This window comes from Photorhabdus sp. HUG-39, assembly GCF_963878365.1.
Taxonomy (GTDB): domain Bacteria; phylum Pseudomonadota; class Gammaproteobacteria; order Enterobacterales; family Enterobacteriaceae; genus Photorhabdus; species Photorhabdus kayaii.
Genome location: NZ_CAWNWY010000049.1, coordinates 1 through 24,708, shown reverse-complemented (window position 1 = coordinate 24,708; position 24,708 = coordinate 1). Strand labels below are relative to the sequence as shown.

Below are 24,708 nucleotides of genomic sequence, written 5' to 3'. Positions count from 1 at the left end.
TAAAATTCATTCTGGAACAACAACAAAAATAACCTCAACTCTCTTAAAAGATTTTTCGCTTTGCACTTCAATAGTGCCCGCCCCTCGCGGGTTTTTTCATATCTGGACGCTTAACTGCGGTTTTTTTATGGGTGAAATATGGCAGAAGAATTTAAATGGCGAACTCAGATACAAAATAGTCCAGCGGGTGAGTTCGCGCACAATGTCAGGAAAGTACAATTTGGTGATGGGTATTCCCAAGTTGCTGTGAATGGTATTAATACAGAGTCACAGAAATGGCCTTTTACTTATACGGGGCATAAAGATGAAGTAATACCGATACTCAATTTCATCAGACAGCACACGGCTAAAAGCTTCATATGGAAACCTCCGTTTTGTCAGAAGGGGCTTTACAGAGTTGATGCTAGTTCTATCACTATGACGCCGCTATCTCACACAGTAATGACAATCAATGCTACATTCGAACAGGCATTTTCAGCATGAATATCACATCAGATGTACAAAAATTAGAACCAGGCAATCGAATTCAGCTAATTGAAGTTGATGGTAGCAAGTTTGGTGGGCCTGTATTGCGGTTCCACGCTTACAACATGCCACACACTACAGAAGAAATAGAGAAGGCCGGGGCCGACTTAAAACCAAAATCCATTTGGTGGCAAGAAAAAGAGTATGGCGCATGGGCTTACGACATTAGCGGTATATCAAAATCAAGTGATGGTTCACCGCCACGGCCAAAATTAACTGTTTCTAATATCAATAGCCTTATCTCTTCTCTTTGTCTGAAATTCGAGGACATGCTACAGGCTAAAGTAACTGTTTTTGACACATTTTCACATTATTTAGATGAGAAGAATTTTCCGTCAGGAAATCCAACGGCCAACTCTGATGAGTGTTTCAAGCAAGTTTTCTATATTGATACTAAAACGAGTGAAATAGCCGGTGAGATTGTAGAGTTTGAATTATCTAGCCCGTTTGATCTGCAAGGCTTACGTATTCCAACCCGGCAAATCCACACAATTTGCACTTGGTGTATGAGAGGGTGGTACAGGACCGGCATTGGTTGTGGCTATGCCGGTACCCGTTATTTTGATAAAGACGGGAAGCCAACCGATGATCCGTCCAAAGATGAGTGCGGTGGGTTACTGTCAGACTGCAAAAAGCGTTTTGGTGAAAATGATCCTTTGGATTTCGGAGGATTTCCGGCATCAGGTTTAATTTCGAGGTGACAATGAGAGAAAAAACTATAGACGCAATATTTGAGCACGTAAAGTTAGAATATCCCAATGAATGCTGTGGTGTTATTGCTCAAAAAGGCCGAGTAGAGAAATATTTCCGTTGCCGTAACTTATCAAAAGAACCTACAGAACATTTCGAGTTATCGCCAGAAGATTATTCATTTGCAGAAGACTGGGGAACAATAACAGCAATTGTTCATAGTCACTGCGGGGATGGTGTGACAACTCAGCCGAGTGAATTGGACCAGTTACAGTGCGATGCCACTGGGCTTCTGTGGGTTATTGCTTCGTGGCCTGAGGGTGATATTCGGGAAATATTGCCGCGTGGAGAAAGGCCGCTAACTGGACGGGCGTTTGTGCTTGGTCATGCCGATTGTTGGTCTTTAATTATGGATTATTACAAAAAAGAGCATGGTTTATCTCTGCATAATTACAGTGTTGATCGTCATTGGTGGGAAGAAGGCGAAAACCTCTATATGGAGAACTGGCAGAAAGAAGGTTTTATCGAGATCACGGACAGCCCGCAAGATGGAGACCTTGTAATCATGCAAGTTCAATCTGACGTACCCAATCACGCTGGTATTTTAGTGAACAATGGAATGCTGCTTCATCATTTGTATGGACAGTTAAGTCAAATTATTCCGTACAGCGACTATTGGCGTGACAGAACTGTGAAAATTGTAAGACGTAAGGAATTGGTATGAACCAGTTAAAAACAGTTCGGCTCTACGGCACGCTTGGAAAACAATTCGGACGTGAACATACAATTGCAATTGATTCCCCGAAAGAGGCCATAAAAGCCTTGTGCGTGCGTTGTGATGGATTTGAAAAGTTTTTAAATGAAGCTCATTTGAAAGGGCTTGAATTTGCCATATTTAAAGGCAAACGAAATATTAGCAATGAAGAGCTTCACTTAACCACCAGCGAAGAAATCCGTATCGCTCCGATCATTAAAGGAAGTAAGCGCGGTGGGTTCTTCCAAACAATGTTGGGGGTCGCGCTTATTGGGGCGGCAATGTTAACAGGCCCGGCAGGGTGGGCGGCATTTAGTGCAGCAGGTACATGGGGCGGGGCGCTTGCATTAGGTGGTGCAGCCATGGCTTTGGGTGGTGTTGTCCAGATGCTAGCTCCGCAGCCACCGGGATTAGCAACGCGTCAGGATGCAGATAATAAGCCGTCATACGCATTTGGCGGCGCAGTTAACACTACAGCGCAGGGTAATCCCATCCCTGTGCTTTACGGTGAAAGGGAAGTTGGTGGGGCGATTATTTCGGCTGGGATATATACCGAAGATCAGCAATAACAATATTTAATTAATTTAAGTAGGGTCGCTAACGCGGCTTTTTTTATGGGTGGAATATGGCTCAATTAATTCAAGGGCGAAAGGGCGGTGGCGGCAAAGGGCATACGCCTGTTGAGTCACCAGACAACTTATTGTCTACGTCAACAGCAAAAATATTACTTGCAGTTAGTAATGGTGAGATAGCAAGCGACTTAGATGATACAAAAATATTTTTGGATGGAACGCCGATAGGAAATGCTGACGGCTCAAGAAATTTTGAGGGCGTCACATGGGAATTCCGGCCAGGTAGTCAGCATCAAGAATATATCAAGGGAATGCCGAGTGTTGATAATGAAATTAATATCGGAATGGAGCTTAAGAGTGATCAGCCGTGGATACGCTCTATTAGTAATACACAACTCTCAGCCGTGCGTGTCCGGTTTTCTGTTCCTCAATTATTGCAACAACGCGATAACGGAGACACGACGGGCTATCGTATTGAATATGCAATAGGTTTAAGCACTGACGGTGCGGGATTTAAAGAAGTAATTAATGCTGCATTTGACGGAAAAACAACATCAACTTATGAGCGTTCGCACCGTATTGACTTGCCCAAGGCAACTACTGGCTGGCAAATTAGAGTACGTAGGCTGACGCCGAATAAAAATTCAGGTCGATATGCTGATAAAATTAATATTCAGTCAATAGCCGAAGTTATTGACGTAAAATTACGTTATCCAAATACCGCGCTTTTGTTCGTTACATTTAATGCTGAACAATTTAATAATCGAATTCCGAAAATTAGCGTTCTATCTAAAGGATTATTGATTAAAGTTCCATCAAACTATAATCCAGTTAGTCGGACTTATGCCGGAATGTGGGATGGTACATTTAAATTAGCGCATAGTAGCAACCCCGCCTGGGTTTTTTATGACCTCTTATTAAGTAAATTATACGGATTGGGTGATAGGCTTAATGCGAGCCAAGTTGATAAGTGGGAGCTTTATAGAATTGCTCAATATTGCGATCAATTGGTGCCAGATGGCCGCGGCGGAGATGGAAAAGAGCCTCGTTTTGTGTGTGATATGTATATACAAGCACAGAATGAGGCTTATACAGTATTGCGTGATTTAGCGTCAATCTTCCGTGGAATGACGTACTGGTCAGATAATAAAATCGTTGCAGTTGCTGATATGCCACGTGATGTTAGTCGTATTTTTACTAAGGCGTCGGTTGTTAATGGAAAATTCAATTATGGAAGTGGTAGCCAGCGCAATCGATATACTCACGCTCTTGTGTCATATGGCGATCCGAGCAATCACTACAATGATGCCGTTGAAGTAGTTTCTGATAATAAGCTGGTTAGACGATATGGTGTAAACCAAACTGAAATCACCGCCATTGGTTGTACGCGACAGAGCGAAGCTAATCGGCGAGGAAGATGGGCGTTGCTAACTAATGCTAATGACAGAACAGTATCATTTGCAACCGGGTTAGAAGGAAAAATACCCCTTCCCGGAGATATCATAGGCGTTGCTGATGAGTTGTTTTCTGGTCGTGTAATCGGCGGTCGGGTATCTGAATGCAGCGGCAGAAACATCACGCTAGACAGAGAGCCAGGCGCAAAAGCTGGTGATCGGCTGTTGATTAACTTGCCATCCGGCAAATCAGAAGGCCGGACAATTCAAGCTGTAAATAATGTTGTGGTAACAGTAACAACAGCCTATTCAGAAATGCCACAAAAAAATGCTGTGTGGTCTATTGATGCTGATGATTTAGCAATTCAGTTGTACCGCGTCACAAGTATTGATGATAACAACGACAATACATTCACTATTAACTGTGTTTATCATAATCCCGATAAGTATAGTCATATTGATACTGGTGCTCGAATTGACGAAAAGCCAATTTCTGTAATACCGCCTGGCGTTCAGCCACCAGCAAAAAACGTTCGTATATCTTCATACACGAAGATTGTTCAAGGTTTGGCTGTAACTACATTGCGATCTGATTGGGATTCTGCTGACAATGCTATTACTTATGAAGCTGAATGGCGTCGTGACAACGGCAACTGGATATCAGCGCCGCGAACGTCAGCGTTGGGCTTTGAAGTAGACAACATTTATGCAGGACGTTATCAAGTCCGTGTTCGTGCAATCAACGCTTCTGATATTTCCAGCATTTGGGCTAACGCGCAGGAAACAGCGCTAAAAGGCAAAGAGGGTAATCCCCCAGTACCTTTAAATTTCAGAACAACGCCCATCATTTTCGGTATTCAGATTGATTGGAACTTTGGCGAAGACACATCAGACACGCAACACACTGAGATTCAGTACAGTAAAACAAATGATGGCAATGATTTGATGCTGTTGTCTGACGTTCCTTATCCTCAGCGAACTTATACAATGCAGGGCCTTGCTGCGGGTGTGGCTTTCTACTTTCGTGCACGACTTGTTGATAAGACTGGTAATCAAAGCCCGTGGACTGAGTTCGTACGTGGTGAATCGTCTTCAGATGCAAGTTGGATAATTGATGCTGCCGGTGATCAATTCCTCACAACAGACGCAGGGAAAGCACTTCAATCTCAGATTGATGATAATTCAGAGGCAGAACTTGAAAATGCCGCGGCACGTGGAGCTGATACTAAGCGTTGGATGAAAGAGAACGGAGACAGAAAAGCTGAAATTGTCGAAGTACGCGAAGTACAAGTATCAGATCAACAGTCACTTGCACGTTATCAGCAGCAAGTGAAAGCTGAATTTGCTGGAAACAAGTCTCTCATTGATGAGAATAAAACGGCAATTTCTGGAACAAACAAATCTCTTGCAGAGCATAAAACTCTCACTGAATCCGAGTTTAAAAAACAAAAAGCGATGATTGAAACCAAGGCTACAACTGTTTTTGACCAAAAAGGAGACGGTTCAGCAACGTACACAGTAAAAGCGGGAGTTAACTATAACGGACAGTATTATGATGCGGGGATGGTTATTGGTGCAGAAGTTAAGAATGGGAAAGTCAGTACGAATATTGGTTTTAATGCTGAAAATTTCACATTTATGAATCCAGCGAATGGAAAGTTAGTGCCATTTATGTCGGCCAAAAATGGACAATTATTTATTCGCGAGGGGTTTATTGATAAAGCTATTATTCAAGAATTATTAGTTGGTACTGAAATTAAATCGTTGAATTACATTCCGGGAAAATCAGGGTTCTATTGGAATATGAGAACAGGTCAAATGGAAAATATTGGAGTAGATAATCAGGGTAAAATGAAACAGACAAATACAACTATTAGTATTGCTGATGCAAAAGGTGCTCTGCGCGTGCAAATCGGAAAAATAACAGGGGTATTTTAATATGTGGGGATTTGAAACATGGGATGCAAGCGGAAATAAAAATAATAGCGGTGTTATCCCATTTTTGTTGGCAGGAATAATTGATGTCCCTGCCAGAGTGAAATCATTTAGTTATACGTATGTATTGCCAGAAGGGTATGAGATTGATTATACAATATTGGATACAGAAATTAATTCTTTGACTTGGCGAAATGCGCCAACTTATAATATATCAATAAATAAAGGTACGATATCAGCATTACAAACACAATCTCCATTTGGAATACCATCAGATCAACCAAAAACAATATTAGTCTTTTATAAAAAGGTGAGATAATGTTTAGTGCATTACTAACAACTCCAGATGGAACGCCGTGGATTATACCGAACAGCACGCCTCTCTGTTTGCGAGAAACGCGAATATTGCAAGATAAAGATATTGATAACCGTGGTCAAGTTAATCTCAATATTCCTACATCAACGCGGTGCTTAATATTCTCTGTGTGGATTGTGTGGCGAAACTTTGCACTCCCGAACGTTTATCAATTTAAAACGGATAATAATAAGTGGGGATTATCTGTATATGGGGGTATCAATCAGGGTGATCAATTAAAAATTTATATTTTTACAAACGATGAACAGCGCCCGCCGATTGGTGATTGGGGTATTTGCGTGTGGGGGGAAGATAACAAGTGTATCTTACATCATCTAAGTAAGGCGCTGGCAATTAAAGGGGTAATGAAAACATTCCCATCAAACTCATCAGATTATGTTTATATAAATTATTCTGAAACAATAGCGGGCAGAGTTGCAGTAATGGCGACAGCTGCTGGATTTGGATTTTATCATTTGCAAGTTGGTGGACCCCATGGAGGGCAGTGGCTACCCGTTGATACTGTGTGGACGCCGCAAGCTTTACAAAGTGGTAATAATACGATTATTAGTTACTATAGTCCAGATTATTCACTGCGTGATGTTTCAGAATATTCACAGTTTAGTGGAATTGCAGGAAAGAATATATATATAGATACAACTAGATATGACTAGTTAAATCGTAATATAAAATTAAATGAGTACTTAATCATGTCTTCATATAACACAGGCACAATTTCAATTGCTGCCAACTCTGATATTGCTATAGGAACAGGGACGCACTGGAAAGATAACAAGTTCGGTGTTGCTCCAGCTCAGACTATATTAATCAAAGTCGGGAATACATTTAAATTATCAGCAATTAAAAACGTTAATAGCGATACTGAATTAGTCTTAATCGATAAATTTTCCGATGCGGTTTCTAATGCTACATATTTTATTCAAACATCGGTTCCCGATACTTACTCAGATGCAGCCCGAAAAGTTACGGCGCAATTGGGTTATACAGATGAGCTGTTGTTTAATCTGAATAAGTGGATGACAGAGAACGGGGTAGTAACTGTTGTTACGCCCGAAGGCAAGACAATTCAGCTTAAGTCTATCAATGCGCTTGCATCAGATATCAGCAACAGACTGACAAAAAATCAAAACGGCGCCGACATTCCCGATAAAAATGCGTTTGTGAAAAACCTCGGTTTGGTGGAGACGGTGGAGAGGGCGAAAAGTGCCGTGCCGAACAGTCGGAAAATTAACGGGAAACCTTTGACCGGGGATGTCAGTCTGAGTGCGGGGGATGTGGGGGCATGTCGTGCTTATAGCGGCTCGATCAATACAGGCGGTGGCACATGGACTACTAAAGAGTTTATCGTATGGCTTAAGCAAAACGGGGCCTTTGATGTTCCATACTGGATGTGTAAAGGGTCTTGGTCATATGCCAGCAATCGCATAATCAACGATACAGGCTGCGGCAATATCTGTCTTGCGGGGGCTGTGGTTGAAGTTATGGGCGTAGAATCTGCAATGACTATCCGTGTTACAACACCGACGACAACAAGCGGAAACGGTATCGCGAACGCGCAATTTACTTATATTAATCATGGTGAAGGGTACTATCCCGGTTGGCGCAGGGACTATACAAAAGATGAAGTTGTGCCAACAGGCGTCCCGCTTCCGTACCCTCACCGCTACACTCCACCCGGATATCTTACATGCAACGGTCAAACGTTCGACAAATCACAGTACCCGCGATTAGCAGAAGCTTATCCCGCTGGCAGAGTACCCGATTTACGGGGCGAGTTTATCCGGGGATGGGATGATAGTCGGGGAGTCGATCCGGGGCGTGTGTGTGGTACGTGGCAAGCTGACGAAAATAAATCCCATAGTCATATTTTGCCGACTGCAAGGATGGCTGTGGGTGTTGATTCTACATCAAGCACATGGGTCGTTGTTGAAAACGATGTGTCACAGACAAAAGTATCAACACACGCGTCGGGTGCAAACGAAACCCGTCCCCGCAACGTCGCATTTAATTACATAGTGAGAGCAGTATAATGACAGAACAAAAGTACTCTTTAGAACATGAAACAGCCGTATTGGGTAAAGATGGTTTAGCGATTCAACCTGGCTGGATAAAGGTTTTTCACTCGAATCAGATAACGAGAGAATTCATCGCGTCAGATATCGAGTACGTAATGCTTGGAGTTAGTTTATCAGCAGGTGCTTATCCCGACGCCCCGGAACTCCCTAAATCTCATGATGAGGCTGTGTGCCGAAGTGTTGATAAAAGCCGCTGGGAAATCCTGCCAGACTATCGTGGAAAAGTGGCTTACGACACGCTGACTCGCGACCCGATTGAAATTACGGAAATCGGTGAGCTGCCCGACACGCTGACATTCAAGAAACCGCCCACCGACTTCGATACGTGGGATGGCAAAGAGTGGGTAGTCGATAAAGACTTACTCAAGTCTCATCAAATCAACGAAGCAAAGCAACAACAAGCCGCACTGTTACAACAAGCAAATGAAACAATCTCATTGCTACAAGACTCTGTTGACTTAGAAGTCGCTACAGACTCAGAGAAAGAAGCTCTACTCGAATGGAGAAAGTACAGAGTGTTGCTGACTCGTGTAGATGTGAATCAAGCGCCGGATGTGCCGTGGCCGGAAGTACCGAAATAAATTGTTGACATATGTTTTTAAATATGTTTAACATTAACTTACTGCTGTACAAGTAGCTTAGAAATACTGATTTTTGAAAAGTATGTATACTGCCGAACAGGCAGAACGAAGCCGGTTAATCCGGCTTCACAATCTCCCTCTCATCTCAGAACCGCCCGCCTAATAGTATAAAAATCCATCGCTACACTTCATATTGAGTGCTTTTCCTGTTTGTACATAGTTGTGTATATATTTTGTTTTATTGTGATTTATTTTTATTTAAGTTTTTGTTTTTATTGTTATTTTTAATTACAATTTATTTGCTGCCGGGATATGCAGGAATGGCTCCTCCAATTGGTGGAACTGTTGAATGCAGGGTATAATACAACCGAGCAGCGCAATGTGGTGTTACGCTATATTTTACTGAATGGACATACGCTGGATCTCTCACATTTTGTCCATCAACTGATTGAACAATCTCCGGAGCATGAAACGATGTTGATGACTATTGCAGAACAGCTTGAACAAAAAGGGCGCGAGCAAGGTATCAAGCAAGGTATTGAACTAGGCCGAGAAGAAGGCCGAGAAGAAGGTAAACTGGAAACGGCTCGTGCCTTATTACGGCATGGCGTGAGTTTGGACATTATTGTCACTAGTACCGGACTGAGCCGGGATAAAATTGAAATGTTAAAGCATTAAATTAATCTTCTCTTTCACAGTAAAATGCCGATATTCAAGATCGGCATTTTTGTTCTTATTCAGGATGATGGCTATACAAGGGACTTTTACGTTTTCCCGGCGAAGCTGAAACCGGTCAGACTGAAGTAACAATCTCCGGAGCATGAAACGATGTTGATGACTATTGCAGAACAGCTTGAACAAAAAGGGCGCGTGCAAGGTATCAAGCAAGGTATTGAACTAGGCCGAGAGGAAGGCCGAGAGGAAGGTCGAGAAGAAGGTAAACTGGAAACGGCTCGTGCCTTATTACGGCATGGCGTGAGTTTGAACATTATTGTCACCAGTACCGGACTGAGCCGGGATAAAATTGAAGCGTTAAAGCATTAAATTAATCTTCTCTTTTATAGCAAAATGCCGATATTCAAGATCGGCATTTTTGTTCTTATTAATAGCGTTTTGAAAGGCAGTAGGAAAAGGTTAATAAGGAAAAATAAGAAATATTATTATTCATGATAAAAGCAAAAACCTCGTTATTTTTAACGAGGTTTGTCAGCGGTTTGGAAGCCTCTAATGAGGCTTCTCGGTAGAGTTTTATTATCTTCTACCTTCATATTTACCGACATGATAATTTGATCCACAATTATCTAATTTTTTTATACCTTTAAAGTACCATGTAATCCCATTCTCTGTATATTTATTAGAAAAAGAAGATTGACCACCATTTTTAACAACATATTTAGTATATATACGCGTGCTATCGTTATAGGATATAGGTGAATTATAACAGTTGCTCCAATTAATATCTACGTTTGCTGATGCAACCCCAATTCCTCCAGTTAATGCAATACCTGATACTAATGCTCCGACTACCAATAATTTCTTGAACATAAAAATACCCTCTTTAATAGTTTTATAATTTGCATGATTTAATAACTTGCACATTAAGTGTATCGCTTTTATAAAATTTGTCAAAATTTTGAAGTTAAAAATATTTATTTTAATCTTGTTAATGTTAGGATTTTATTTTATAAAATAGGAAAGTATTTACTGAGGAATATAAAGCCATATGTAATAATACATGCTAAATCATCACATGGATTATATTTCAGTTTTAAAATCTGCTTATATTTTTCATTTTAGATTAGAAATCTAACTTCTTATTTACAAAAGCTCCTCCCTCAATATTAAGAGTCCTCTGTCAATTAGACAGTTTCTAAAAGGCACAACTAAACGGACAGAAAGGGCATTTCGCCCCTTCTGCTGCTTCTCGTGTGACCTTTAAGAGATCAGTGATGACGTCAGCATAGCCTGCGAAGCTGGACGGATTTGCGGTAGGTGGTCGCGGGCACCACCGGTATCAGGGAACGAAGCCATAGCCCCACTCAGCTTCACCAGGCTCGGCCCCTCTGTGTCCGGGACAGCGACAACGGCATGGGTTGTGATGACGGGTTGCTTGCTGGCCCAAGACAGTTCCATCAGACCTTCCTTGGTGTAATTCCATTGGGTAAATCCCTCGACCAGGTGGTCCACGTTGATCACCGACGAGGAACCTTCCAGCTCGATTTGCAGATGCCGATGGGACATAGCCTGACTGTCAAATACCTGACGCACTATCAGGGCCGTTCCGTTGCTGGAATCGGTTAACATCAAGTCGTCATCGTGGCGGTTCACCAGGATGCTTTCCGGATCAACCAACGGTAGGATCAGGCGGTCTAAGGCTTGGCCCTGGTCGTCGTTATCGATGACTATCGTACGGTAATGGGACCATATCGCCCGGCTGAGGCGGTAGGTATCGCTATCGGTGCCGCCATGCAGTACCACGCTGTCGACACCATCAATGAGCGGTGGCGTCAGATCGTCCTTGCTGTCCTCTACAACCCCGCCTTGAAGTAGAAGGGAAGAACCGATACGCTCCACGCTTGTGAACCTATTGAGCATCTGTGCACTGCCGTCCTTGATTTGGTACAGAGCTTGAGTCATCGGGCTGTACACATATGCCGTCTTTTCACCAGCGGCGATCCCCACAAAGCGCAGATTGTTCGAGACAGGGATTCCATTACCCCAAAATACCTGACCGCTGTCGATATCGAACCAGCCTAGTTCCTTGTTGTCCTGCAAGGTCAGTGTCCCTTTGGCCTGCCACTGGTCGGCGAGTTTGGTGAGCGCCTGTGGCAGTTGGGCTTGGTTGTTCTGCCGCCAGTCTTTGTCAACGCCAACTAACTGCAACTCGCCGTTATTGGTTCGTAGTAAGATCTCGCCCTTGACCGTGATCAGACGTATGCCGGTATCGACCTGTCGCGCTTCCTTGAGATGCAACTTAGGTGTCAACTCACTGGCAGTAGGAAGTCGCGCCGAGGCGCTAAGTATCAGATTGGCGCCGCCAAAAGCCGTGGTCAACGCCTTTTCGGTCATGGCTAGTTGACGATACAACTTGCCGCTTTCGGGCTCGAAAAGCAGTGCTGAGGGGCTATCCATTTCGAATCCCAGCAACTGCAACGATTTGCCCTGTAGTGCCGCTGAAGCCACCACCACTTGGCCGTTGTGGTACCACACTGGCAGTAGGTTTTTGCCGTCGGTGCCCTTGATCCCGAACACTGCCAGAGTGGTGCTGCCGTCGGTAATGTTAGCCAGATCTTGCCACCAGTGGGTACGCCCCTTGAGCCAATGCTCATTAACCGCTTCATAGTTAAGCTGTCCCTGCGCATCGAGCCGGGCCACACGCCCATCCTCGGTGATGGCGAGCAGGCTACCATTCAGGTTGACCAGATTAGCCAACGCTGGCGTGCTGATGCGTAATGCGCTGGGATGATTGGCATTGAGAACAGTCTGGCCGGGACCTTCCTGACGGAACAGAGCTTTCTGTTCCTTGCTGTAGAAGAAGAACACTTCCGTACCAGTGGGGAGGGGAATGCTGCCCGCCAACACGAGATCGGCCGGGATCGGCCAGGCACTGCGGGCCTGTTCGTGCGCTTCAAAATGCAAGGTCTGATCCGCCGGTGGCGCCAGATTCGGCTTGATCAGCATCAGCGTCCCATTGCCGGTGCGTATCCAGTAGCGATGCGCTACGCCAGCCGCATCCACGCCGAACACTGTGACCAGCGCCGCACTGGTCGGTTGTATCAGCCGTGCGCCCAGCGTATACGTCGGAGTTTCACGTTGAATGCTATCGTTCTCGTAGCCTTGGAGTATAGTCTTGAGCTCATCACTATGCAGGCTGGTACGTGCCGAAAGCTGGAGTAGCGCATCATCACCCACCGCACTGACTAACTCCATTCGGTCACCGAGGAGCCGATAGCTTAGTTCAGCTTCCTTCCCTTTTAGCTGATAACGGCGTGCCAGATAGACCGCATCCCCCTCTTGCCATAGCCGACTGATCTGGCCCGCACTCTGGTTGAACCAAGGCTCAAACTGTGCGTCGACCTGTCCAGTGGCGATGTCTACCCGCCACGCCGCCGCGTTGTCGGCATCGTAGAAATAGGCATGGTCGCCCATCACCGCACCCAGTTGTGCATGCTTGGCTTGTTTGTGGAGGGTGTCGGTGAATAACATCCGCTTGTTGGCTACGTCGTAGAATGCCCGACCAACATCATGCCCGTTGTGGTTGTAGTTCTCCACCACCACATACTGTCCGTGTAACTGATGCGCCTTGGCTAGATCGTTCAGATGCTGCTCGATGCTATGGCCCGGTACCTGCCACTTGCTCGCATCTTCGCTTATCACCTGCGTTGTCAGGTCGGAGAAGTTGACTTCGCGCACCTCGCCCTTGCGGTTGACCACCAGCACTTGCTCTTTCCGGTTTGAATCGAGTTCGACCACCACTCCACCAACTACCAGTCGGTTCTTCGACACACTAATACTGTCACTGGCGAGCTGGCTGCTGTCGATGATCCAGCGCGACGGCGCACTGCCGACCAGATTGTGCGGGACATCGCTCGTAAGCTTCACGCTGGTGCCTTCGTTCAGCCCGATCAGGTACTCGCCACCGGCACCCTTGATTTCGTAATGCAAGTAGCCATGTAATTCCTTGGGCAGCTCGGGCGCTATCAGTTGCCGGTTGCGCTGGTCGAGCACCACTTCGATTGGTGTCGCCACATACTCTTGATGAATCCTACGAATCGTCACCTCCCCCGGAAAGATGTAGAAGTCGTAGTCGAACCGCTTATCCTCTTCAAGCCTGCGGATCACATCAAAACCGGCATCATGACGCGTAGTTGCGCCAGGGAGCTGCATGTATTCGTAACTGATGAAGGACTTTGGGGTACCGGGCAGGATCAGCACATTGCTGTCGCTGTGGTCGAGTTTGTGGGAAACGTCCTTGTAACCAATTCCACTGCGCACCTCGATTGCTTGGCTGCGGTCATGGACCATCTTTGGAAAGTCGCCGATCCAGAAGAAATAATTGATTCTTCCTGAACCGGTAAAGCCCGAATGGGTGCGGTAAATGTACTGACTGTCGAAGTCGATCTGATTCTTGCGCAGATCAAGGGTTTTAATCACAGCCCCAGCCAGGGGCACCAGCACTTTCTTTTCGTTGTCATACCGATATCCATTGCCTTTATAGGCATTGTCGAGCGTGTTGAAGTAATGGCCTACCGCCTTGGCATCCTCGGCAACCGCACCAAAGGCTTGCGCCAGTGCCGTAAAGCCCACTGCGAGCCCGCCAAGGATCACTCCTCCAGAACCGAGCACAGCGCCCGCTGTTGAGGCACCGACCAAACCAGCCCCCACCCCGGCTGTACCAGTGACGAAGCTAGCCGAGTCGAACGCAAGCTGGGTACCGAACACCGCCTTCTGAACATCGTTCTCAGCGTGGGCCAGCTCATAAGCATCCAGGCCGACCATAGCGCCGCCAAACAGTACGCCTGCGCCTTCATTGACGGTGTGCCCCAGGATGGAGGTAAAGTCCTTGAGTGAAGTTTCGGCGGCCACCACTTCGCCGCGCAACGCCGTACGCACCAGTTCGCTGACTTTAGTCACGTCCTGTACGCCACTGTGAGCCATCTGGACAAAGTTGATGTAGCTGTGGACCTTGAGCGCGGTGGACAGATCAGGCGAAGCGATCCCACCTGCCGCATCGTTGCGGTTCTTGTCGGCAAACCATTGGATCAATGTCTGTATCGCAAACCCGGCGTTTAGCCCATCAACAACTGGAGCTGCTTCGCCGATACCGCCTTTGGGCTGTATCTGGCCGTGTTCGAGGGTGAAATGTTGGCCTAGGGTGAGCACATGTTCATCGATAAAGCGGCGGAATTCGATAAAGGTGGCATCACCGCTGCTCACCCAACGGGTCTCATCGGGTTGGTCGCGATTGATGAACTGGATTCGATAACGGCCTTCGCCCTGGTCCTCGGTATTGCCAATCACTGGCATCCAGCGCTGGTCAAGGTTGTTTTCTTGGGCAATCCGTGTACTGGTCTCGGCGAACCTTGCTCCCCACTGTTCGGCATCGAGGATCGCCAATGCAGTGTGCAACCGGGTGTCCTTGGCAATCCGTACTTGGGTGTTAACCGCCTGCTCAACCTGCCGCCGTTGCTCTATGACCGTGGTTAGTTCATCGGGACGAGTCAGGTCGGCCACGTTCAGGTCGTTACCCACTGGCACCTTTGCCATCTTGCTGGCATCGATCTCCACCAAGTTGAAGATAGGGGCTAACTCGCTGCCAAGCGAACCGTAGTGGGCGGCCAGTTTGCGTCCCACCAAGTGATTCTTCATGGCCTGGAAGAAGCTGCTTGTACTGTTGAAGGCAAAAATACCGACATTCGGATCATAGAAATAGTAACGGCGTCCTTCGAGTCCGACCGTACTTCCCACCATCATCGAGTGATTTGGGGTATTGAGCGCGAACGTTGAGGTCTTGGTCGTCTTTTTCAGCAGGGAAACCGCTTCGGACAATTTGACTTTCCCGCGCACCGTTGACGCCTGTACGGCCTCAACGTTATCGGAGTGCAATTTGATCAGACTGTTTTTCAGCAGCGTGGAATTGTTTGCGTGGGGATCGGCGGCAGCCAGGAAGAGTTTTTCCACCAGACTGTTGATACCCGCTTCGCCGCTGTTAGCCAGCGCCACCGCCATCGCTCTGACCAAGGGGTAGCAACGGCCGCCGGACTTGTCGCCGACCAGCGACAGGTAAAAGTCCTGTGGCACCAGACGGTCGAAGCTACTACCGGCGCGATGAAAACCCTCGCTGTACACTGCCGTCCACTTCAATACTTTGTCGATGTACTCTGCCTGGCTGGTTTCAGTAATGTGAGCACTCAAGGCACCTTGCTGCTCAGAAGTGAGCTGGCCTTTGAGAAACAGGATCTTCATCTCCAAGGCTGACATCCTATCGTACATCCCAGGGATGCTAATATCGCGGAAGTTACGCTGACCATCGGTAAACGTGGTGCCATACACACGATGTTGGTAAGCTTCGGCGATCGCATAACGCTCGCCCACGCTACTGGTATGCTCCGGTCCACCGTTCTGGATGGGCGTATTGTCGATCCGCACTACGGCAGCCATGCCGTCCTTGGACTTGATCTGCTGCCATAACCAGCTTTGTTCGACGAAGCCCGCTTCACGCAGAACCGTATCGTATTGCGCCTTGTAATACTCCAGAGTGATATTAATCTGTTTTATCTGTTGGTCGATCAGGTTGTGCTGAGAGGTATTGCGTTGCTCTTCATAGAGTTTGCTTCGTTTGTCTACTAGCTGCTTGATATCCGCGTTGATCCTATCGTCAACCTCGGCATGTAACTGAATCCACGCGGCAATTGCTGGATGATCAGGAGAAAATTCACCCTCTGTGTATACACCATCGGTGATCCCTTCGACTGACACCCCGAACTGGGCAGCGACTTTCTTTAGTTGTTGATGAACCTGCTCGCGGTAAGTGGCGAATTGAGCTTGGTTGCGTTTAACCACTTGGCTGTCCGCGATCTGGATCGAGAGCGGTTCTTCACCGCCGCGTAGCTTTGTCCAGCTCATCTGGCCGTCTTGCTGATACTCCTGGCGCTGGAACACCAATTGCCATTCACCATTGACATACTGCATGTACGCCACGGCGAGGCTTTTGGTGGTAGCAGCTACCCGGTAATCTTTGTAGTCCACTGCCATCACCACGTTATCGTATAGCAGCGAACTGTTGACTCGGCCGTCGTGATAGACCCGGTAGGTATTGGCATCAAGGCTGGTCACCACCACCGAACCGCCCGATAGCGTTCCAGTAAATAGAAAGCTCTCCGCGATCTCATGCTTAGGAATGTCTACGTAGGCTGGTGATGCATTGGCCTGGTCGGCGCTGTCGTAGTTGAGAAAATACGCTGGTATGTTGTTAACGCTTGTTGCTACATCATCATTAGCACCTCGATCGGTGTATTCGAGCTCGTACAAGCCTGATCGGATTTTCACTAGCTGGGCGTTCCCTTCCGCCGGGAGACTCCCCGACTTGATTAATGTCTCGGCACTGATGGTGTTGGATTTGGCGAATAACACAGGATCGGCGGTGAACTGATGGATGTCGGCGCTGCTCTGACGAGGCTCAAAACCGCCACTCATGGGCACCAGCTTCCCCTTGAGCTCGCTATCCCGTAGTGCTTGTGAGAGCAACGCCGGAATGTGTACATCGTACCCGCGCATCTGCAAGGTATACGTCAGGGCTTTCTCGATTGGAATATCGGTAAGTAAGGACTGTGTACCCGCTGCGGCAATCAGTTGTGCTCGGGACTGACCGTGACTGCTCGATCCACCCTCGGCTGTTTCAGAGTAGGAAATGCCTTTGCCCACGCGATACATACCAGTCGGGGTGTGTTCGACAAAGGCTGTCGCCGGTAACAGTTCGCTAAGCTTTGAGCTGATGGTTTGAGCATGCTCGACCCCGGCTCTGGAAAGGTAGATCACGGCTTGGTCGGTACGGCTGCCCAGATTTTTCGGCCCCATGATCTTGGCCTGTTCCAGCCAGCCGCGATTGTCATCATTGAACAACTGGGGCAACGCCCGGGCAAGTAAGTTGAAATGCGCCTTGTTAACGTTGATGGTCAGCCGCGCACCAAGCTTGCCGCGGACGTCATAACGTTGCGCAAAATCCTTGGGCAGCATCCGGAAAGCTTCGGCATTGCCTAGGGCGTCATCTGTTTGCGAAGATAGCGCTGTTTTCTCATTGCCTTGTACCAAGATGTCGATTGTTGTGATGCGTGTCGCCAGTGTCTTGATATAACTGACAAATGCCAGTTGCTCGCTTTTGTCGAGGCTACTGATGCCGACCGGTCTGTCATTACTGTAGCGCCAATAAGCGTTGCTCTCCAGCGCCCGTTCCAGCATTTTCTGTTGTTGGAGCAATTCAGGACTCCATTTGCGACCATTTTCACGGAACCCCTTCTTGATCTCTTGGACCAGCATTTGGATTTTCGGTTTGCTCCTCATCTCTCTAAAGGTCGTTTGCGCAGACGTGAGCAGCGATTGATAGCTGTTACTGGGCATAATGGTTCTCCTTAGGAAAATCCTACTTTGGTATTTATGGGTTGCAACATTGCAAGAATGGTTATGGCGGACACGGTTGGCCGCCTGTGATCTAAGAATCCTTCATCTGCAAGGTCCACAGTCGGGCATAAAGCCCGTTCAAGGCGAGCAGTTGCTCATGGCTGCCCTGTTCGATCACTTGACCTTGGTCGATCACCAGAATTCGATGGGCATGGCGCAGGGTATTAAGGCGATGGGCGACGCTGATCACTGTGCGGCCCTGTGCAATGCGTTGTAGGTTGGTCATTACCGCCGCTTCCGACTCGTAGTCCAGGGCGCTAGTGGCTTCATCCAGTAGCAATATTCCCGGATTGGTCAGTAGTGCTCGGGCTAGGGCGATGCGTTGGCGTTGCCCCCCGGAGAGTTGACCGCCACGCTCGCCGACTTGGGTCTCATAGCCTCGGTCCAGCGCCTTGATAAAACTGTCGGCACCGGCCAAAGTCGCGGCTTCATACACTTCCGTATCGCTGGCCTGGGGCCGACATAAACGAATGTTCTCGGCGATGCTGCCAGCAAACAGCACGCTTTCTTGCAGCACGACGCTCATGTTGCGGCGCAGTGCCACCGGATCCGCGATTGCCAAATCTATCCCATCCACCAACACCTGGCCGTGCTGAGGTATATAGAGGCGCTGCAACAGCCGAGCCAAGGTGGATTTGCCCGAGCCGGATGGCCCTGTGATACCGATGAATTCGCCGGGATGAATCTCGATATTGAGGTTGCGTAACACCTCCTGACTATCCTCGTTGTAACGAAAACGTACGCCTCTGAAACTCACCCCTCCCTGTAGCTTGGGTACGGAGGCCAGGCCGCCACTGCCACTTTCCCCCTCCTCATCAAGAATGTCGCCAATCCTGCGCATCGAGATCAGGGTATGCTGGAAATCCTGACAGACTTGGGCCAGACGCAGAATCGGCTGGGTCACGTGTTCCGAGAGCATGTTGAAAGCGACCAGCTCCCCTGGGCTGAGTTTGCCCTCCATGACTAGAGTAACGCCCCACAGTAGTAGCAGGGCGGAGGTTAGCTTCTGGATGAGATCGATTCCCTGACCAGCCAAGATCCCCACCACTTTGGCGCGGAATGAGGCGCGGACGAAGGCAGATAGCTGCCGCTCCCAGCGGTGTAGGAAGCCAGCTTCGGTGGCGTTGGTTTTGATGGTTTCAATGCCAGTGACTGACTCGGTAAGGAAAGCGGTGTTGTCGGCCCCTAGCTCGTACTCTCGCAATACCCGGGCACGCAGTACGGGCCCGACACCTAGCCAGAACAGGAAGTAGAGCACGAGAGAACCGAGCACCAGCCAAGTTAGCTCGGTGGCGTAGGAGAACATCACGGCGACAAACAGGCCGACGAAGGCCAAATCCAGCACCATAGTCAGCGCTGAACCGGTGAGAAATTGGTGGATCTGGTTCATCTCGCGCACCCGGGCGATGATCTCACCGGTCTGACGCTGTTGGAAATAGCCCATAGGCAAGGCCATTAGGTGCTGATAGAGGCGGCCGGAGAGCTCGGAGTTGACCTTGCTGGCGAAGTTGGTGAATAGCCAGGAACGAAGGAAACCATAGACGGGTTCGAACAAAGCCAGAGCCAACATGGCGATTCCTAGCACTTGCAGGCTCGATAGGCTGCGGCTGACCAGCACCCGATCGATCACGTTCTCGAACAGTATGGGGGTCACCAAGGCGATCACCTGTAGCATCAGAGACACTAGGATTACGTTCCTAAACTGGCTGACATGTTTGCGGATGGAAGGCACGAACCAGACGAAGCCAAACCGCTGCCGTTTCTGCGGTTCGGTCGCCTCCGCCAGCAGCACAGCGCTGCCTTGCCAATGGCTAGCGAAGAGGGTTCGGGGATAGCGACATATCTTACCCACGCTTGGCTGATACAAGGTAATGAACTCGCCTTCGACTCTCTCTAGCACCTGCCAGCCCTGTTCCGTATCCAGCAGGATAGGAAGGGGCAGGGTATCGAGACGGCTCATATCTGTGGAGATGTGGCGTGCCCTCAAGCCGATCCACTGGGCGCAGCGGCATAAGTCCTGGCTATCTGAGACCCCTTGGGGGCGTCCGAGACGGTGGCTTAGTTGTTCCGGTTCCACCGCCAAGTTGAAATGGCGGGCGGCATGGGTCAGGGCCAGGAGGCCGCCATCCGCTACCGCCTTAGACGCGTCGACGATGATCGGTTCCGACAGAATAGATTCGATGGTTGACATTATCGTTCCCTCAATGCTTCGGACTGGTACTGTTGTAGTGGGCTGAGTAGGTAGTCGATCACCCGCCGATCACCGGTACGGATTTCCGCGGTGACACTCATGCCTGCCTGTAGCGGTACCTCATGCTGGTCCACTGCGATAGAGGAGCGCTCCATCTGGATCAGGGCGGGGAATACCAGACCTAGCTGCTCATCCTTGACCGCATCCTTGGAGACGTGGGCGACCTTACCCCGTATAGTGCCATAGCGGGTATAGGGAAAGGCGTCGACCTTAATTTCCACCAGCTGACCAGCGTGCACGAACCCCACATCTTTGTTCAATACCATCACTTCGGCTTCCAGAGAGGTATCATCGGGCACGATCACCATTAGTTGCTGGGCCGATTGCACTACGCCTCCCAAGGTGTGGATCGCTAGCTGCTGCACTACGCCGTCAACCGGTGCCCGCAGGCTTTGCAGCCGCCGCCTCTCGCCAGCCTTTATCAACTGTTGTGTCATGACCGCGATAGCGGTCTGAGTTTCGTTTAGCTGGTCGTAATATTCCCGGCGGGTCTTGGCCAGGTAGCGGTCCCGGCTCTCTTTCAGTACCTGATATTGCTCCTTGAGGACGGTCAGCTCGGCATGCTGTTGAGAAAGGGTGCGTTCGATTTCCAGCTTCTCTTTCTCTTGCTCCAGTAGCTCGACTTTGGGCAATAGCTGGCTGGCAGCTAAGGTACGACTGGCTTCAAGGCGCACTTTGATATTGGTCATCAGCTTTTCCAGCGCGGTGATATCGGCGTTACGTGCACTCTGGCTCGCTTGGTTGACGCTCATCTCGCTGTCCAGGCTTTCTAGATTGGCGACCACCTCTTTCCAGATACTGATCAGGTGCTCTCTGGCTAGCTCGACCTGTGCCTGTGGCATACCTTCCTGTACGGCGAAATGCTCAATGGGGGTATCGGTTAGCAGGGCCTGTAGTCTAGCCCTCTCCAGCCGCTTGAAGTTAAGCTGCTCCTGTAGCTCCTTTAGCTCGGCCTCGACTCCTATGGGGTTGAGTTTGATCAGCAGATCCCCAGTCTTCACCCTTTGTCCGTCACGCACGTGAATCGCCACAATCTCGCCGGCTTCAAGGGATTGGATCACTTTAGAGTGGCTGGACACCAGCAGCCTGCCTGTCGCGTTGGCATGGATGTCTAGGCGACCGATGATGGACCAGAGTAGAACCACCAACAGAAACAGGGTCAGCGCCATTGCCGTGCACCTTGCCCAAGGCGCGGGAGGTCGTTCAACGATCTCCAGGTAGCCGGGCTGAAACTCGTACTCGTCGCGGGTGCGCTTCGTCGTTTTGGGCGCGTTACGCTCCCGCTGCCAAGCCCGGAGGACGGTTTTTAGGTGTTTCTTGAATGACATGGCTCCGTCTCCTTTCGTAATTCCTGTTGCATCTGCCACAGCCTGGCGTAGCAGCCGCCCTTGACCAATAGTTGGTGATGGTTGCCTGATTCGGTGATAAGGCCCTGCTCCAAAGTGATAATGCGATCGCAGTGACGCACCGTGGACAGGCGGTGGGCAATGATGATGACGGTGCGCCCTAGCGCGATCTCGGCCATGTTGGCCTGGATCAGCGCTTGGGATTCGTCATCGAGGGCACTGGTCGCTTCGTCGAAGATCAATATTTTGGGGTTAGCCATCAGAGCGCGGGCGATGGCAATGCGCTGGCGCTGTCCTCCCGATAGGGAACTGCCGGCCTCGGCCAGTACCGTGTCATAGCCCAGAGGTAATTGCAGGATAAAGTCATGTGCGCCGGCCAGCTTGGCGACGGCCATCACGTTCTCCAGCGAGGCGGAGGGGTCCTTAAATGCTATGTTGTGGCGTACGCTACGGTTGAACAGGTAGTTCTCCTGTAGTACCACCCCAATCTGGCTGCGCAGGTAGCCGGGGTCCAGTTGGTGTAGGGGAGTGCCGTCGATCAAGATCTCCCCCTCGTCCGGAGCGTAGAGCTTCTGTAATAAGCGGGCCAGCGTACTCTTACCCGAACCGGAGGGACCGACTATGCCCAGGTTCTCGCCGGACCTGATATGCAGGGTAACCCCCTGCAACACCGGGGCTTGATGGGGCTGGTAGCGGAACACTAGGTTGCGTATTTGCAGATCACCGGAGAGTGGCTGCTGAGGACGGATGTTCCCCTGCTCCTGTTCGACGGGCAGGTTGAGTATGTCACCGAGCTTGTCGACGGCGACCCGGGTTTGGACAAACTGTTGCCACAGGTCGATCAGTTTGGTGATGGGTTGGTTGATGTGGGACACCATCATGTTGAAAGCGATCAGTTGACCTATGGTGAGTTCCAGAGAGATCACCATGTTGGCGCCCAGCCAGATGATCCCGACGCCGGTCGTCTTCTGTAGTAGCATAACCGCGTGGCTGATGAAGCTGTTGAGGGTCTGAGTGCGGAAACCGGCTTCGACCATGCTCGCGGTTTGGGATTCCCAGCGCCGTTGCATCCTGGGTTCTACCGCTAGGCTCTTGATGGTTTCAGCGCCGCTGACGGACTCGTTCAAGAATGAGGTATTGAGGGCAGCCGTTTGGAACTGTTGTTCGATGCGTTGTTGCAGTGGTTTGGAGCTCAGCCAAGCTAGCAGAAAATAGAGGGGCAATACCGCCAGTACCATACAGGTTAGGGACGGCGATAGCCAGGCCATGACCCCGAAGAAGACGAAGGTGGAGGCGAGGTCCACGCTCAGGGTTAGCATGGAGCCGGTCAGGAAGTCACGAATGCTATCAAGCTCCTGCACCCGGGTGATGATAGCGCCCACTTGACGGTGTTTGAAGTAAAGCAGGGGCAGGCCGAGTAGGTGCCGGAACAGCTTGATCCCTAGGGTGATATCGATGCGGTTGGCAGTGTGGGCAAAGAGGTATTCGCGTAGCCCCCGGAGCACCACCTCGAACAGCCCGACCACTGCCAGCACTATCACCAATACGTCTAGGGTCGACAACGCTTTGTGCACCAACACTTTGTCCATCACCACTTGGAAAAACAGAGGAGTGATTAGGGCAAGTAGCTGAAGCATCAGGGAAAAAAGCAGCACCTCGCCGAGGAGGTGGCGATGGTGGATAAACGCGGGTATAAACCAAGAGACATCGAATCTGAGGGAAGCTTCCCCTAACCGGATCACCTCTCCGCTCCATCTGGCTGCTAGCTCGTTGATGGAGAGTATTTCGGGTGAAACGGCATAAGGAGATTGGATCAGGGCCTGATCAGTGGAAAGGCGCGCTAATACAATAAATCCCCCCTGTTTGTCGCGAAAGGCTAGGGGCAGCAGCTTGGGAGTCATTTTGGGGAATTTTAAACGGCATAATGCCAGATCAACATCATGTGCCTTGCCGTACTCTTTTATCGCAGGTTTCAGTTTGTTATGGGGGAGCAGAGGCTGTGGTTCCTGAGCCTCACCTTTAGCTAATTGCAACAATAATCGGCAACAGTTAAGCGCAGATGACAATGTATCTGCATCGGCGGATATATTTTCCCTATTCATTGTAATTTTCCCTTACGGGATTCCATTCTCACGTTGTTAATATAGAAAAGCCTTTCCGCAAGATGATGTATTGCAGAGTCAACTAATAATAATCGGTATTAAGAGCATAGGCTTTAATTTAAATATATGTCATTTTCATAGGTGGGCGCAAGCTAAAGCTAATAATAATTGCGGTCAATTAATCAATATTATCCTAAAAATGTTAATTGGGTGTTGCTAATTTATTGTTATTAATCTGGGCATGGTATTCAGTTTATGAATATATTGAATTGATGCCAGATATATCCGTTTTTATTTTTTTTGGAGAGAAAGAAGTTAATAGAAAAATATGGGATATAATTGTCATGAATGATATTTTTCAAATTTTTAACAAATTTATTAAAGTCATGAATGACCCTTTACCACCCACTCAGAATGTGAAGAGCATTCTCCAGACATTTACCTCCAGTGACTCATTCTGGTGTAAGCGCCTTGCTGTTTTGCAATCCCTTAGTTACCTTTCGAAACAGGCCGGAGGGTGAACAGAACCCAACTGGGTATTATATCCCGCAAATTTGTGAGCTGATGTGATCCCAAAAATTGGGAGCAGATCGAGCGTTATCAGTGACTTTGTATCAGAATTTTCTCCCGCTATTTCTTTTGTGCCGGATGAAAAGTCAGTGCCTTTAAATATCGATCTGTCGTTAGGTTGGGCACAGGTAATATCTGATACTTTGCTTAAGTTAATCGCTATTCCGGGTGACCACTTTAGTTTATTTATAGGTTATTTAGTCAAGTTTTGCTATTGGAATTTAATCTAATCTCAGATTATTGACAAAGTGCTGGTTTTTTATCCGGCATTTTGTTTTAATTAAGTTCCGTTCACTCAACGGAGCTTGCCACCATGTTAAGATCCCCCCCTCTCCAGACTTTCCCGCCAGAAACGCTCTC

Annotated in this window: 15 protein-coding genes and 2 pseudogenes; 12 read left to right on the top strand and 5 right to left on the bottom strand. The window is 48.6% G+C overall.

Going from position 1 to position 24,708, the window contains the following annotated elements; translation table 11 throughout:
* The 12 genes and pseudogenes from AAC155_RS21955 to AAC155_RS21900 all read left to right on the top strand — a co-directional run.
* Positions 1 to 250: hypothetical protein (locus tag AAC155_RS21955; protein ID WP_205068582.1), on the top strand; the 250-nt coding region annotated here is incomplete at its 5' end.
* Positions 139 to 483 (top strand): phage tail protein, encoded by a 345-nt coding sequence (locus AAC155_RS21950; RefSeq protein ID WP_113044145.1) that lies wholly within the window; start codon positions 139 to 141, stop codon positions 481 to 483. The genes AAC155_RS21955 and AAC155_RS21950, both read left to right, overlap by 112 nt.
* Positions 480 to 1,226: a phage minor tail protein L gene (locus tag AAC155_RS21945; RefSeq protein ID WP_113044144.1), complete on the top strand. Its 747-nt coding sequence runs from the start codon at positions 480 to 482 to the stop codon at positions 1,224 to 1,226. The genes AAC155_RS21950 and AAC155_RS21945 overlap by 4 nt, the downstream gene beginning before the upstream one ends.
* Positions 1,227 to 1,228: 2 nt before the next feature.
* Entirely contained in the window at positions 1,229 to 1,939 is a 711-nt protein-coding gene (locus tag AAC155_RS21940; RefSeq protein WP_113044143.1) for a C40 family peptidase, read from the top strand.
* Entirely contained in the window at positions 1,936 to 2,538 is a 603-nt protein-coding gene (locus AAC155_RS21935) for a tail assembly protein (protein WP_113044142.1), read from the top strand. Before AAC155_RS21940 ends, AAC155_RS21935 begins: the two co-directional genes overlap by 4 nt.
* 56 nt (positions 2,539 to 2,594) lie before the next feature.
* Entirely contained in the window at positions 2,595 to 5,873 is a 3,279-nt protein-coding gene (locus AAC155_RS21930; protein ID WP_113044141.1) for a phage tail protein, read from the top strand.
* Between the two features lies 1 nt (position 5,874).
* Complete coding sequence (locus AAC155_RS21925) at positions 5,875 to 6,189, top strand: hypothetical protein (protein WP_113044140.1); 315 nt, start codon at positions 5,875 to 5,877, stop codon at positions 6,187 to 6,189.
* Positions 6,189 to 6,899, top strand: coding sequence for a hypothetical protein (locus AAC155_RS21920; RefSeq protein ID WP_113044139.1), 711 nt, complete (start codon positions 6,189 to 6,191; stop codon positions 6,897 to 6,899). The genes AAC155_RS21925 and AAC155_RS21920 overlap by 1 nt, the downstream gene beginning before the upstream one ends.
* A gap of 36 nt (positions 6,900 to 6,935) precedes the next feature.
* Entirely contained in the window at positions 6,936 to 8,276 is a 1,341-nt protein-coding gene (locus AAC155_RS21915) for a phage tail protein (protein WP_229015751.1), read from the top strand.
* The gene (locus AAC155_RS21910; RefSeq protein WP_113044138.1) at positions 8,276 to 8,902 is read left to right on the top strand and encodes a tail fiber assembly protein; all 627 of its coding nucleotides are present in this window, start codon (positions 8,276 to 8,278) and stop codon (positions 8,900 to 8,902) included. The genes AAC155_RS21915 and AAC155_RS21910 overlap by 1 nt, the downstream gene beginning before the upstream one ends.
* A 297-nt stretch (positions 8,903 to 9,199) precedes the next feature.
* A pseudogene (locus AAC155_RS21905) lies at positions 9,200 to 9,580 on the top strand (Rpn family recombination-promoting nuclease/putative transposase); the annotation flags it as partial.
* Between the two features lie 129 nt (positions 9,581 to 9,709).
* Positions 9,710 to 9,946 (top strand): annotated as a pseudogene (locus AAC155_RS21900) (ISNCY family transposase); the annotation flags it as partial.
* A 207-nt stretch (positions 9,947 to 10,153) separates the two neighbouring features.
* Here AAC155_RS21900 and AAC155_RS21895 read toward each other — a convergent pair.
* The 5 genes from AAC155_RS21895 to AAC155_RS21875 form a co-directional block, all read right to left on the bottom strand.
* Positions 10,154 to 10,447, bottom strand: a complete 294-nt coding sequence (locus AAC155_RS21895) for an LCI fold-containing protein (protein ID WP_113044146.1) — start codon at positions 10,445 to 10,447, stop codon at positions 10,154 to 10,156.
* Positions 10,448 to 10,837: 390 nt separating this feature from the next.
* Positions 10,838 to 18,019 (bottom strand): TcdA/TcdB pore-forming domain-containing protein, encoded by a 7,182-nt coding sequence (locus AAC155_RS21890; protein ID WP_113044136.1) that lies wholly within the window; start codon positions 18,017 to 18,019, stop codon positions 10,838 to 10,840.
* A 91-nt stretch (positions 18,020 to 18,110) separates the two neighbouring features.
* A complete protein-coding gene (locus AAC155_RS21885) occupies positions 18,111 to 20,270 on the bottom strand; it encodes a type I secretion system permease/ATPase (protein ID WP_113044135.1) in 2,160 nt (719 codons plus the stop codon).
* Positions 20,270 to 21,658, bottom strand: a complete 1,389-nt coding sequence (locus AAC155_RS21880; RefSeq protein ID WP_113044134.1) for an HlyD family type I secretion periplasmic adaptor subunit — start codon at positions 21,656 to 21,658, stop codon at positions 20,270 to 20,272. Before AAC155_RS21880 ends, AAC155_RS21885 begins: the two co-directional genes overlap by 1 nt.
* The gene (locus AAC155_RS21875; protein ID WP_113044133.1) at positions 21,637 to 23,778 is read right to left on the bottom strand and encodes a peptidase domain-containing ABC transporter; all 2,142 of its coding nucleotides are present in this window, start codon (positions 23,776 to 23,778) and stop codon (positions 21,637 to 21,639) included. Before AAC155_RS21875 ends, AAC155_RS21880 begins: the two co-directional genes overlap by 22 nt.
* Positions 23,779 to 24,708: the final 930 nt, after the last annotated feature.

What these genes read in the sequence shown, in the direction of transcription:
- AAC155_RS21950 (WP_113044145.1), top strand. Translation starts at nt 139, where the DNA reads ATGGCAGAAGAATTTAAATGGCGAACTCAGATACAAAATAGTCCAGCG.
- AAC155_RS21945 (WP_113044144.1), top strand. Translation starts at nt 480, where the DNA reads ATGAATATCACATCAGATGTACAAAAATTAGAACCAGGCAATCGAATT.
- AAC155_RS21940 (WP_113044143.1), top strand. Translation starts at nt 1,229, where the DNA reads ATGAGAGAAAAAACTATAGACGCAATATTTGAGCACGTAAAGTTAGAA.
- AAC155_RS21935 (WP_113044142.1), top strand. Translation starts at nt 1,936, where the DNA reads ATGAACCAGTTAAAAACAGTTCGGCTCTACGGCACGCTTGGAAAACAA.
- AAC155_RS21930 (WP_113044141.1), top strand. Translation starts at nt 2,595, where the DNA reads ATGGCTCAATTAATTCAAGGGCGAAAGGGCGGTGGCGGCAAAGGGCAT.
- AAC155_RS21925 (WP_113044140.1), top strand. Translation starts at nt 5,875, where the DNA reads ATGTGGGGATTTGAAACATGGGATGCAAGCGGAAATAAAAATAATAGC.
- AAC155_RS21920 (WP_113044139.1), top strand. Translation starts at nt 6,189, where the DNA reads ATGTTTAGTGCATTACTAACAACTCCAGATGGAACGCCGTGGATTATA.
- AAC155_RS21915 (WP_229015751.1), top strand. Translation starts at nt 6,936, where the DNA reads ATGTCTTCATATAACACAGGCACAATTTCAATTGCTGCCAACTCTGAT.
- AAC155_RS21910 (WP_113044138.1), top strand. Translation starts at nt 8,276, where the DNA reads ATGACAGAACAAAAGTACTCTTTAGAACATGAAACAGCCGTATTGGGT.
- AAC155_RS21895 (WP_113044146.1), bottom strand. Translation starts at nt 10,447, where the DNA reads ATGTTCAAGAAATTATTGGTAGTCGGAGCATTAGTATCAGGTATTGCA.
- AAC155_RS21890 (WP_113044136.1), bottom strand. Translation starts at nt 18,019, where the DNA reads ATGCCCAGTAACAGCTATCAATCGCTGCTCACGTCTGCGCAAACGACC.
- AAC155_RS21885 (WP_113044135.1), bottom strand. Translation starts at nt 20,270, where the DNA reads ATGTCAACCATCGAATCTATTCTGTCGGAACCGATCATCGTCGACGCG.
- AAC155_RS21880 (WP_113044134.1), bottom strand. Translation starts at nt 21,658, where the DNA reads ATGTCATTCAAGAAACACCTAAAAACCGTCCTCCGGGCTTGGCAGCGG.
- AAC155_RS21875 (WP_113044133.1), bottom strand. Translation starts at nt 23,778, where the DNA reads ATGAATAGGGAAAATATATCCGCCGATGCAGATACATTGTCATCTGCG.